Genomic DNA, 11,714 nt, shown 5'->3' with positions numbered 1-11,714 from the left:
GCCTTGCTGACGAAGCACCGGCGGTTGCGGCTATTTCCCTATCTGGCCTTCGACCTCGGATGGCCACCAGACGGACTCGTCGAGCAAGGGCGCAAAAGCCGGGGCCCTCATTTCCTTTTTAGCGGCCATGGCCTCCTTGAAATCGTCCCCCGCAAGCGCAGCCTTCATGAGTCCGTCACTGAGGCGGTCGGCTTCGGGCAGGGACGATTGCGCGGCGCGCAGGAGTTGGCGCTTGAGCGTGGCCAGCGAACGCGGCGAACAGTTGTCCGCGATTTCATGCGCGAGTTCCATCGCTCTCGGCAACAGTTGCGCGTCGTCCACCACCTCATTGACCAGTCCGGATTGCAGCAGCGCGTCGCCCGACTGCAGAGTGCCGACCGCCAGGTGCTGGAAAGCCCGGCTGTAACCCAGCGAACGGACCAGCGGCCACGCTACGCCATTTTCGAGCGGTAGGCCCAGGCGCGCGAAGCCAGCGCCGACCCGTGCACTGCGGGCCGCGATACGCATATCGCACATCATGGCAATGACAAATCCAATCCCCACGCATGCACCATTGATGGCTGCAATAACCGGCTTCGGAATCTGTGTAGTGAACCAGTGCCGCTGCAGCTTTTCGGCGCGTGGCTGTCCATCCTTGAGTTGCGCGAGATAACCCATGTCAGCCCCCGCGCAAAATCCCTTGCCCGCGCCGGTCACCACGATCACGCGCACCTCGGGGTTGACCGACGCATCCAGCATGATCTGCATGTAGGCATTGGCGCTATCGGTGGTCAGTGCATTGAGCCGGTCCGGACGGTTCAGTGTCACCAGCAGCACGCCGGCATCGAGCTGGATAAGAACGTCGTTACTCGGACTCATGGCCGCAGTGGATGTTTGTTCATTGGCTTGCATTAGATTCCTAGAACAGTTTTGGCCAGTATGTTTTTTTGGATCTCTGTTGCTCCCCCTGCGAGGGTGTTGGCTCTGCGGCCGAAGTATTTCACCGCCGCAGTTGCGGCATGCGCGCCCGCAAACAGGGGATCAGAGTTCTCCCCCAGAGTGAACAGAGGGTCGTAGGGGTAGGCAAGTTCACCCGAGATCATCATGATGGCATTCGAAATATCCTGAAATAGCTCGGTGCCTTGAATTTTTAGTTCTGAAACTTCGTCGCTTAACGTTCCATGGGTTTCGATCTGTTCGAGAAACTCGAGAAAGCGTTTTTTCAAGGCCATCGTCCTGACTTCAAGTCTGACGATTTCTCGAAGCCGCGCATCAGGGAGCCGTTCTCCCGTCTCGCTGACAAGGTCGCCAAGCGCGATTTGCTTTAGCTGCTGCAATGAGCGCTGAACCCCGCTGAGCCAGTAGCCGGACAGTCTTTCATGGGACAGGAGCGCTTTTGCGTAGCTCCAACCTTCGCCCTGTTTTCCGAGAAGATTCTCTTTGGGAACGAGTACATTTTTGAAGACAACGCTGTTGAATGAATGCGCACCGTCCATCGACGTGATGGGGATGACTTCAATTCCCGGTGTGCGCATGTCGATGAGCAGGAATGAGATGCCTTGCTGCGGCCTGCTCTCGCGACTGGTCCGCACGAGGCAGAACATCCAGTCCGCGTAGTGGGCGTTCGTTGTCCATATCTTCTCTCCGTTGATACGGTAGTGTTCGCCAACGTCCTGGGCCGATGTCCGCAGCGAGGAGAGGTCAGAGCCGGAATTAGGCTCTGAATACCCCTGGCACCACCACTCGGACGAGTCCAGAATCCGGGGGAGGAAGCGCTCTTGCTGCGAAGTTGTACCGAACTTTTGCAGTAGCGGTCCGATCATTTTGACCCCGGACGGCACGATTGCCGGGCAGTTCATGCTGGCGCACACCGATTCAAAGATGAATTGCTGACGCGGCGACCACCCCGGCCCTCCGAAATTCTTTGGCCAACTGGCGCCGAGCCACCCTTGCCGGCCGAGCGCGCTCTGCCAACTGTCAATCTCTTCCTTGCTGAGGTGTTGTTCGTTCGCGACCTTGGCTGCTATTTCCTTGGGCAATGCGGCGTTCACGAAGTCTTCTACAGTTTTGGCGAATTCCCGGTCTGCTTCACTTGCAAGAGACATCTTCCCGGCTCTCTCGTTCGTCCAATCTCTTTTCAGAGAGTCACCCAACCGGGTTTCGTGCCATTGAGCGTCACCGAATAACAGTCGCAATCCCGCCGAACGCTTGAAATAGTGACTAATGTGGAATTCGTCCGTGATGGCAATAGCGCCATGGATCTGCACGGCACTTTCAGCCACGCTGCGAAGGGTGTGATCGACGTGAATCTTTGCAGCCGAGATGATGGAGTCCAACTCCGAGCCGCTTGGTTCTTCTAGCGCCTGCACTGCCAACTCGGAAAGTGCCCGCGCTTCCTGCACTTTTATTCGCATCTCTACCAAGCGATGGGCGATGACCTGGTTGCCTGCGAGCGACTTACCGAATTGCTTGCGATCCTTGGCATACTGGAGAGTGTGTGCCAGGAGCACTTCAAGCACGCCGACTGCTTCGCAACACGTCATCACACAACAGTAGTTCAACGCTCGGCCAAGTGTGACGTCGACCTTGGCGTCCAGAATCAAAAGGTCGGCGGACTTAACCTCCACTTCTTCGAAAGCCAGGCTGCAGGCGGGATAGCCGTCGATGCCCCGGTACGAATTCACACGCACCCCTGGGGCGCCGGCTGGGACTATCGCAAGTCTCAACGCGCCCGCCGCAGCAGTATCTGCGGCGCCCCTCAGTGGCGCCGCGACAAGAAAGTAATCCGCTTCCGATCCACCCAAGACGACTTTGGCAGTTCCAGTGAGCGTGAACGAATCGCCTAGCGGCGCGAGTTCGACAGCAGTGCGTGCACCCATCCCCTCGTAGACAGTCGAGAATTTGACGCGACCCTCGACTAGCGGCCGCAGGTACCCCATGCGGTGAGCGGAATCCGAGATCGCCTGAAGCAAGGCACCCGAGAGCACAAGGTTCGGCAAGATTGGCTCGAGAACCAACCCGCGCCCTAGCTCTGTTAGCAGTATGGCCAACTCGGCGGGACCCGCATCGAGGCCACCGCTGTCCGAGTCGAATGGAATCCCAAGCCACCCCATCTTCGCGAACTCACGCCAGTGATTGACGGTCGATTTGCCGGAAATTACACGGGAGCGTTCCGCAAAGCTGTATTGCTCTCTAAGGTATCTCGCAATGCTATCTTTTAAAATCGATTGATCGTTGGTCATGGCGGTGGTTTCCTTTTGTGGCCGAATCCAAGGGAACGCTTCCCCCGCCGGCCGTTCGTCAAGCACTTACGCTGGCCACCCGAAACAGGAAGCGGCCTTGCCGCAACGCGTCTTCGTGCGTCTGTCAGGCAGTCATCTTTTGTGCTTGTGTCATGGCCACGATGCTCGCGAAACGCTCAAACGCAGTAAAGTGTCTTCCACCGTGCGGAAAAGGAAGATCATGGAAAAGGACAGGCAGTTTGTAGAAGCCCTGGCACGCGGCCTGAAAATTCTCGATTGCTTTCAGCCCGAGCGGCCTTTGCTCACCAATGGCGAAATCTCGGCGCTGACGGGGCTGGCGTGTTCTTCGGTCTCCCGGCTGACGCATACGCTGATCAAGGTGGGCTACCTCGACTACGACTCGATCGCGGGGGCCTACCGGTTGGGCTTTCGTGTGCTGCCGATCCACACGGCCATGATCGCGGGCACCGACGTCAAGACGCTGGTGATGCCACACATGAAGAAGCTCGCTGAAGAGGCCGGCGTGCGCGTGGCGCTGGCGGCGTATGAGAATTCCAGCCTGGTGGTGCTTCAGGCCGTCGATGGCGGGCGACCCCTGGTTTCATCGCTGACGCCTGGCGCAAGCGCCTCCCTGCCCCGATCCGCGCTGGGCCGCGCCTATCTGGCCTCGTGCAGCAGCAGGGAGAAGAACAGTATCGTGGACCACCTGATCGAACAAGGGACATGGAGCCGGGACGTGCTGCAGGCCGAACTGAAAGAGGCCGAGTCGTCCTATGCCCAGTATGGCTATTGCATATCGCTGCAGGTGCGCGAGGCGGGTGTGCATGCGGTCGCCGTGCCGATCTATCTGCGCACGTTGGGGCGGCAACTGGTCCTGGCCTGCGCCGCGCCGGCCGAACGCTTCAAACTGGACTACATCCGCGAAGTCTTCGGCCCCTTGCTGCTGCGTCATGCCACCGACGTCGAACGAGCGTTTTCGGGCGCGCGTGCAGCGCGATCTCGCGGCACTGCTCATGACCACAAGGCAAGGCGGATCGCGCCGGCGCAGCAGTAGAGAGTCCTTTTTTCGCGCCTTGCCGGGGCGGCCCCTGCCTTCCGCACAGTGGAAGAGCTTTGACCCCTCCGCACACCTCTGAAACCATTGCGTCGCGATGCGGGTTATGCGCAGTGCATATTCGAAAGAAGACACATGGTTGGCAGTTGCGGACAACAGGATTTGAAGGCGGGTGCGCAATGAGTGGCGCACTCAAGCGCATCGCAGTCCGTTTTAGTGGGCCTGTGTTCCCTGGCGGGGGTATCAAGTTTCAAATGTGGCACGCCGCTGACAACGCATTCCATTTTCGCGCGCGGGTCCGAGAGCGCGACCTCACAGCCCTGAGCAATGGTTGGGTGGAGCTGTTTTGAACAACGGCAAGCATCACATGCGCCGGGTCGAATCCTGGCTTTCCTTCGAACTAACCCGGAAAAAGATCGTTATGAAAAAGCTTTTCAGATTGGTGTCAATTCTGTTGCTCGTAGCGGCGACTGGCATTGCAAACGTTGCCGCACAGGAATTTCCAACCAGGCCTGTCACCTTGATCGTGCCCTACGGTCCTGGCGGGCCGGTCGATGGGCAAGCACGCCTGATTGCGGAATATCTGTCCACGCTCTGGAAACAACCTGTCATTGTCAGTAATAAAGCGGGAGGTGGAGGTTTGGTCGGGGTCGTCGCCATGGCACACGCCACTCCAGATGGACATACGCTCGCGATCACGGGAGCCGCTATTGCGGCGTTCAAGTCGCTGATGAAGAATCCCGGGCTAGATGTGGACCGCGACCTGGCTCCCATCTCATTGGTCGGTATCGCCCCGGTCGTCATCGCGGTGAGTTCGCAGACGCCAGTCAAATCGCTCACCGAATTCATCAGCTACGCCAAGGCAAGACCCGGAAAGCTCAGTTACGGGTCCTCTTCCGCCTCGAATACCTTGACCATCGAGGCGTTCAATCAGCTGACCGGAATTCAAATGGTGGGCATCCCCTATTCTGGAGAGGCACAAAATTCGCTCGCCCTTTCCAGGGGCGACGTGCAGCTTTCGTTCCTGACGCTCAATGCCGCCGTCCCGATGATGCAGGCTGGCAAAGTGCGTGCACTGTCGCTCACGTCGGAGAGCGGACGCTGGCCCGGTCTTCCCGATGTTCCGGCTGCGCGCGAAGCCGGCTTGCCTGGAATGGACCTTCCCACGCAGTTGGGTGTCTTCGCACCAGCCGGAACGCCCATGGAGATTCGCCGCAAGATTGCACGCGACATTGCTCGATTCGTCGCAGAACCGGACATGACCCCTCGACTCTTTCGCCTGGGCCTGCAACCTGTTTCCAATACTCCGGAGGAATTTACTGAACAGATCAAACAGCTGGGAGTGAAGTTTTCGCAAGTCGCTCAGAAAGCGAAGATTCAGCCTGAATGAGGCCGCACGGCGCGTGGCGCGTCTGCGCCGCCGTTTCGGTTGCCCGGCGCAATGAATCAGGCAATAACTAGGCTGCTCCGCGCTCCTGCTGGCTGGCGAAGTACGCGACCTTGCGCGCGCGCTGCACGTCGCCCAGCGGGCGGTGTTCGGCCAGCGCCTGCCAGGGGTCGAACACGCCGGCCTCCGCACGGGCCGCCAGCGCCTGGCCTTCGGCCGAGCCGGTGTCCTGCGGCGGCAGGATCAGCCGCGCCACGGTGGTGTAGGGGCTGCTCCAGTTCACGCTGGCGTCCTCGATCGGCGTGAGCTCCTCGTTCACGAAGAACTGCAGTTGCAGATCCCAGTGCAGCGCATTCGTGCGCAGGCGGGCGCTGAAGTCGGCGCCCCAGTCGCTGCGGGCCTGCGCGGTCGCCTCGCCGCGGGCGCCGGCGTTGCCTGCGCCGCCCTCCCACAGGGCGTTGGACGGATCGGGCAGCAGCCGCACCCGCACCGCATAGGGGCCGCAGGCCATGGGCACGGCGCTGTGCAGCGGCTCGGTGGCAAAGCCGCTGAAGGGCCGGCCCACCGCGCGCAGGATCTGCAGCAGCTTGGCGGGCGCGCTCAGCAGGCCATAGCGCCGGAACAGGTAGGGCAGCAGCGCCGCCTTGCTGCGCGAGGCCGCCACCGCGAAGCCGGTGAACTCGGCGCTGTCGGTGAAACCGAACGCCTCCTGGTTGATGAGGGTGAAGTCCTGGCTGGCCGTGGTGTCACCGCCCAGGGCGGAGCGGCCGTGCACGCCGAACACCTTGATGGCGAAGCCCCGGATGTCGGGCTGGCGGTCGCCGGCGCGGTCCGGGCCGCCGTTGGACAGGCGCACCCAGACGTCATGCACGCCGGGCGCCGCAAACAGGCCGTGGTGCGCGAAGGGGGGCAGGCCGTCCAATACTTCGAGCAGGCCCTGCGCGGCCGTGAGCTGCTTGCGGTGCAGCGCGCGGCCCGTGCCGTAGGCGGCGGACTTGCGGCGCTGGATCTCCACGAACTGGCGCGCCTGGTGGGCATGGCGCTCGGCTTCGTCGGGCGCGATCCGCTCCTGCCATTGCGTGCTGGGCGTGAGAACGGGTTTCATGCGGCCTCCCTGTCGCCGGCGGGCGCTGCGCCTGTGGGAACTCCCGCGCGCGAGCCGGGGGCCTGTTGTGCTGATGGCGTCGTCATGGCGTCTCTCCTGTGGCCGATACAAAGAGTAACAGAGTCGCCGCCGCCCGGACAAGAGGACTAAAAGAAAGGTTCAGCCGGCCGCCTCGGCCTCCTGCAGCGTGCGCCACATCACCTTGCCGCTGCCGCTCTTGGGCAGCGCATCGGCGAACTGCACGATGCGCGGCACCTTGTACACCGCCATGTTCTCGCGGCACCAGTCGATGATGTCCTGCTCGCTGACCTGGCCCCGGTGGCTGGCGCGCAGCACCACCACGGCCTTGACGGTCTCCCCGCGGTAGACGTCCTTGGCGGCGATGACGCAGGCCTCCTGGATCGCCGGATGGCGGAACATCAGCGCCTCCACCTCGGCCGGCCAGACCTTGAAGCCGCTGGCGTTGATCATGCGTTTCAAGCGGTCGGTCAGGAAGAAGTAGCCGTCCTCGTCCACGCGGCCCAGGTCGCCCGAGCGGAAAAAGGGCTTGCCCTCGAACTCGATGAAGGCCGCGGCCGTGGCCTCGGGCCGCTTCCAGTAGCCCTTGAACACCTCGGGGCCGTGGATGATGATCTCGCCCTGCTCGCCCACCGGCATCTCGCGCAGCGTGTCGGGGTCAACCACGCGCGCGTCGGTGCTCATGAACGGGATGCCCAGGCACTGCTGCTTGGGGTGGTCGGGCGGGTTGCTGTGCGAGGGCGCGGCGGTCTCGGTCAGGCCGTAGCCCTCGGAGTAGCGCAGGCCGAACTGGTCGAGCAGGCGCTGCGCCACGGCCTGCGGCATGGCCGCGCCGCCGCCGCCGATGTAGACCAGGCTGGACAGGTCGTACTGCGCGAAGTTCGGGCTGGCCAGCAGGTCGATCACCATGGTCGGGATGTTGGTCCAGTGCGTGACCTTCCAGCGCGAGATCAGGCGGCCCGCCAGGTCGCGCTCCCAGCGCGGCATGATGATGAGCGCGGCGCCGGTGTAGATGCTGGTGTGCATCAGGCTCACCATGCCGGTGATGTGGAACATCGGCACCACGGCCAAGGTGACGTTCTCGGGCGTGCCGTTGCCCCAGAAGCAGCCCGCCACCGCGTTGTGCATGATGCTGGCGTGCGTGTGCATGCAGCCCTTGGGCAGGCCGGTGGTGCCGCTGGTGTAGGGCAGCAGGGCCAGGTCGTCCGGGCCGCTGTCGAGCGCGGGCACGGGCTCGCTGCCGGCCAGCGCCTCGGTCCAGGCCTGCACCTGGCCGCCGGCCAGCGCCGGCAGCGCATGGCGCGTGAGCAGCCAGGACGCCCAGGCCTCGGGCGGCGCATCGTCGCCCGCCACGTTGGCGTCGAAGGCATCGGTGAACTGCGTGACGATCAGGTGCGCGAGCCGCTCGCCTGGCGCCAGCGCATCGCTGGCGCGCACCAGCTCGGGCGCCAGGTCGCCGGTGGTGAGGGCCACCTTCGCATCGGGGTCGGTGATGTAGTGCTTGAGCTCCTCGGCGCGGTTCATCGGGTTGACCGGCACTACCACGGCGTTGGCGCGCAGGATCGCGAAATGCGCGATCACGAGCTGCGGGCAGTTCTGCATGAGCAGCACCACGCGGTCGCCCTTCTTCACTCCCAGCGCCTGCAGCCGCGCGGCCAGCCGCTCGGCCTGGCGCACCACCTCGGCGTAACTCAGGATGCGCCCGAAGAACACCAGCGCCGGCTTGTCCGGGTAGCGCAGCGCGCTGACCGCCAGGTTGTGCCACAGCGAGGTGGCGGGCGGGACGACGGCATGGGGCAGCCGCCTGGGCCAGAATTTGTGATGCGGACGCATGGGAACTCCTTGAACCGCAAGGCTAGCCCCGGCCACCGCCGCGCGCATCCGGGAAGCCCCCAACGCGCCGCGTCGCCTGGGCGACGGTGCGCTGCTTATCATGTGTGCTCATCCGAGGAGACACGCTTTCATGAACCGCATCCAGACCGCCATCGCCGCACTGCTGCTCGCCGCCAGCACGGCCGCCACGGCCGCCTTCCCCGACAAGCCCATCCGCATCGTGATCGGCTTCCCGGCCGGCGGGCCGCTCGACCAGCATGCCCGGCTGCTCAGCGACAAGCTGCAGGCCGCGCTCGGCCAGCCCGTCATCATCGACTACAAGTCGGGCGCCGGCGGCACAGTGGGCGCGCAGGAGGTGATGAAGTCCGCGCCCGACGGCTACACCCTGATGCTGGCCAACACCGGCGTGATGGTGATCAACCCGGCGCTCTACAGCAAGCTGCCCTACGCCACGCTCAAGGACTTCACGCCGATCGCGCGCACCGCCATGCAGCCGCTCGCGCTGCTGGTCACCCCGAAGCTGCCGGCGAACAACCTCAAGGAGTTCGTCGACTACGCGCGCGCGCGCCCCGGCCAGGTGAACTACGGCTCGGCCGGCAACGGCGGCATCAGCCACCTGGTGCCCGAGATGTTCAAGAACGCCACCGGCCTGTTCATGGTCCACATCCCCTACCGCGGCAGCGCGCCCGCCTTCACCGACCTGATGGCCGGCCAGGTGCAGTTCATGGCCGAGTCGATCCCGCAGGCGGCCAATTACCACAAGCAGGGCAAGGTGCGCGCGCTGGCCGTCACCAGCCGCGAGCGCAATCCGGCGCTGCCCGACACGCCGACCGTCATCGAGTCGGGCATCAAGGGCTTCGAGGTGGTGGGCTTCTACGGCTTCCTGGCACCAGCCGGCCTGCCCAAGGAGGTGGCGGCCAAACTGAGCGACGCCTTCCGCCAGGTGCTCACCAGCCCCGAGGTGCGCAACCGCATGGTGACGCAGGGCGCCGACCCGGCGTTCCTGGGCCACGAGGAGTTCGCGAAGTTCCTGGCCGCCGAGATGCCGCGCTGGGCCGACGCGGTGCAGAAGTCCGGCGCGCGGCTGGATTGACGGCGCCGGCCTGCGCCCGCTGCGTCATCGGCGTGCCGGGGGGTCCTGGGACATCCGGTCGTCGGACCGCACCTCGGCCACCTGCTGCACGCGCCGCCTGAACCAGCCGATGCGTTCGGTCTCCCGCACGTCGAAAGCCGGCACGTAGGGCTTGATGTCCAGCACTGGCGTGCCGTCGAGCATGTCGTTGCCGGTGAAGTGCAGGCAGGCACCGTCCACGCGCTCCAGCCGCACGATGGACAGGCCCAGGCGGTTGGGACGCGACGGCGCGCGCGTGGCAAAGGCGCCGTGCGAGGTGTCATCCAGGAAAGGAACGACGTCGAGCCGCTCTTCCTTCACGCGGTGCAGATGGGTGATGAGGATCAGGTACTCGAAATGCTCGATGTCGCGCAGCCCGGCCGCGAACGCCGGCAGCACCTCCACCTGTCCCGGCTCCTGCGGGCTGCCGACGGTCTGGATCGGCATGCCCACCGGGTCGGTGAAGCGGCTGCGCACATGGCCGACGACGCGCAATTCCACGGTATCCATGTTCAGACTCCTGTTCGCCGCGGCGGCGCGGCACTATTGGTAGACGATGCGACGCCCGGGGCGCCGGGTTCCCAGGTGGAATACACGGCCTCCAGGGGCGTGGGCTGGCGTGCGGGAGGCAGGCCGGCCACCGAGCCCAGGCTGATGAAGCCCGCCAGCCATTCCGCATCGACAAGGCCCAGGGCCGAGGCCAGCCCGGCGTCGTGGCAACGCTCACCGCTGAGCACGATGGCGCCGTAGCCCAGCTGGTGCGCGGCGTTGAGGAAATTCCCCAGCGCGGCGCCGGCCGCCAGCCATTGCTCACGGAGCGGCACGCCCGATCGCCTGTGCGGACTGACGACGAACGCCAGCAGCGCCGGCGTGCGGGTCGCGTGCTCCCGCGCACGCTGCACGTCGGCGTCACCAGCCAGCGGATCGCGCCGTAGCTTCTCGGCCTCGAACAGATCGGCCAGCCGCGGGCGGTCGGCATCGGCGAACGCGATGATGCGCCAGGGATGCAGGCCGCCATGGTCGGGGGCGCTGAGCGCGGCCTGCACCATGGACGCTACTTCCTGCGCACCGGGCGCCGGTGGCACGAGCCGCTTGGGCGAGATCGAGCGGCGCGTGATCAGCGGGGCCAGCAGCCGCTGCAGGCACTCGGCCACGGGCGGGTCGCGTTGGGCATGGCGCGGGGACCGGAAGCGTTGGCCCCAGGCCGTCACCCTCCGCCCGGCCGGCGTCAGGCGGGCATCGCCCAGGCCTGGCGTCAGCAGCGGCCGCCCGTAGGCCTGCTCGAGCCCGGCCACGATGGCCCGCAACGCGGGCACCGAGAGGCCGCAGCGCCGGGCCGCCCCGGCCAGATCGCCCTCGGCGGCCGACGCCTCCAGGCATTGCAACTGGTAGTCTTCCATGGGATGGGCTCAGGGAGCGGACTGCAGCCGCAGTTCGACCAATCGAAACACCGCGCGCGACGGCTTGAGATCGCCCGGCACGACCAGCCGCACGAGCCCCTCGCCGGCGCCCAGCGGCGCGCCATTCACCCGGTGCGCCAGCAGCGCGCCGCGGGCGCCGAGCGCCGGGTCGAGCTCCGCCACCGAGAACAGCGCCTGGTAGCCCTCGTCGCCGCGCGCCAGCACATACATCGAGAGCGTCGGATGGCGCCGGCCGGCAACGGCAGGCGCGAGACCGGCCGCGCTCAGCACGTCCCACAGCGGCACGCCTTCGTAGGCCTTGTCCGCCACGCTCGCGCTCGCCTGCGGCAGCGCCGGCAGGGCCTGGCGGTCCAGCGCCAGCTCGCGCGCGACCGCACCGGTGACGCGAACCGCCTGGGCCGTTGGCTCAGCCTGGGCGGCCACAAGGAGCGGCACGCCCAGCACCCACGCGGCCAGGAAGCGCCGCAGAAAAGCAAGCGATGAATTCATGAAGACCTCGACGTTTCGTTGTATTCTAAAAAATACAGCGAAGCCCTTCATTCCTGGCATGCCGCCGACATCGGC

The 11,714-nt window shown here is 64.9% G+C and carries 10 protein-coding genes; 3 read left to right on the top strand and 7 right to left on the bottom strand.

Translation table 11 applies throughout. The features are described from left to right. Positions 1 to 30: 30 nt before the first annotated feature. Both MMF98_RS03970 and MMF98_RS03965 read right to left on the bottom strand, forming a co-directional pair. Entirely contained in the window at positions 31 to 891 is an 861-nt protein-coding gene (locus MMF98_RS03970; protein ID WP_243304541.1) for an enoyl-CoA hydratase-related protein, read from the bottom strand. Continuing rightward, positions 891 to 3,221, bottom strand: coding sequence for an acyl-CoA dehydrogenase family protein (locus tag MMF98_RS03965; protein ID WP_243304540.1), 2,331 nt, complete (start codon positions 3,219 to 3,221; stop codon positions 891 to 893). The genes MMF98_RS03970 and MMF98_RS03965 overlap by 1 nt, the downstream gene beginning before the upstream one ends. A gap of 97 nt (positions 3,222 to 3,318) precedes the next feature. Here MMF98_RS03965 and MMF98_RS03960 point away from each other — a divergent pair, with 97 nt between their 5' ends. Both MMF98_RS03960 and MMF98_RS03955 read left to right on the top strand, forming a co-directional pair. Continuing rightward, on the top strand, positions 3,319 to 4,275 hold the full coding sequence (locus MMF98_RS03960) for an IclR family transcriptional regulator (protein WP_243304539.1): 957 nt from the start codon (positions 3,319 to 3,321) through the stop codon (positions 4,273 to 4,275). Positions 4,276 to 4,621: 346 nt separating this feature from the next. Further along, positions 4,622 to 5,665, top strand: coding sequence for a Bug family tripartite tricarboxylate transporter substrate binding protein (locus tag MMF98_RS03955; RefSeq protein ID WP_243304536.1), 1,044 nt, complete (start codon positions 4,622 to 4,624; stop codon positions 5,663 to 5,665). Positions 5,666 to 5,732: 67 nt separating this feature from the next. Here the strand turns inward: MMF98_RS03955 and MMF98_RS03950 are convergent, their stop codons facing one another. Then, on the bottom strand, positions 5,733 to 6,767 hold the full coding sequence (locus tag MMF98_RS03950; protein WP_243304535.1) for a catalase family protein: 1,035 nt from the start codon (positions 6,765 to 6,767) through the stop codon (positions 5,733 to 5,735). Positions 6,768 to 6,926: 159 nt separating this feature from the next. Continuing rightward, the gene (locus MMF98_RS03945; protein WP_243304533.1) at positions 6,927 to 8,618 is read right to left on the bottom strand and encodes a long-chain fatty acid--CoA ligase; all 1,692 of its coding nucleotides are present in this window, start codon (positions 8,616 to 8,618) and stop codon (positions 6,927 to 6,929) included. Positions 8,619 to 8,748: 130 nt separating this feature from the next. Between MMF98_RS03945 and MMF98_RS03940 the strand changes: the two genes are divergently transcribed. Continuing rightward, on the top strand, positions 8,749 to 9,711 hold the full coding sequence (locus MMF98_RS03940; protein ID WP_243304531.1) for a Bug family tripartite tricarboxylate transporter substrate binding protein: 963 nt from the start codon (positions 8,749 to 8,751) through the stop codon (positions 9,709 to 9,711). A gap of 24 nt (positions 9,712 to 9,735) precedes the next feature. Here MMF98_RS03940 and tsaA read toward each other — a convergent pair whose 3' ends face one another. Genes tsaA through MMF98_RS03925 form a run of 3 tightly spaced genes read right to left on the bottom strand, consistent with a single transcriptional unit; the run spans position 9,736 to position 11,639 of the window. Continuing rightward, positions 9,736 to 10,239 carry a tRNA (N6-threonylcarbamoyladenosine(37)-N6)-methyltransferase TrmO gene (gene tsaA / locus MMF98_RS03935; protein ID WP_243304528.1) on the bottom strand — a complete coding sequence of 168 codons (504 nt, stop codon included), beginning with the start codon at positions 10,237 to 10,239 and terminating at the stop codon, positions 9,736 to 9,738. 2 nt (positions 10,240 to 10,241) lie between these two features. Further along, positions 10,242 to 11,129: a nitroreductase family protein gene (locus MMF98_RS03930; RefSeq protein ID WP_243304526.1), complete on the bottom strand. Its 888-nt coding sequence runs from the start codon at positions 11,127 to 11,129 to the stop codon at positions 10,242 to 10,244. Positions 11,130 to 11,138: 9 nt separating this feature from the next. Further along, positions 11,139 to 11,639 carry a molybdopterin-dependent oxidoreductase gene (locus MMF98_RS03925; protein WP_243304524.1) on the bottom strand — a complete coding sequence of 167 codons (501 nt, stop codon included), beginning with the start codon at positions 11,637 to 11,639 and terminating at the stop codon, positions 11,139 to 11,141. Positions 11,640 to 11,714 lie beyond the last annotated feature (75 nt).

The sequence above is a fragment of the Variovorax terrae genome (assembly GCF_022809125.1).
Classification (GTDB): Bacteria; Pseudomonadota; Gammaproteobacteria; order Burkholderiales; family Burkholderiaceae_C; genus Variovorax_A; species Variovorax_A terrae.
This window is presented reverse-complemented; position numbering and strand designations above follow the sequence as displayed.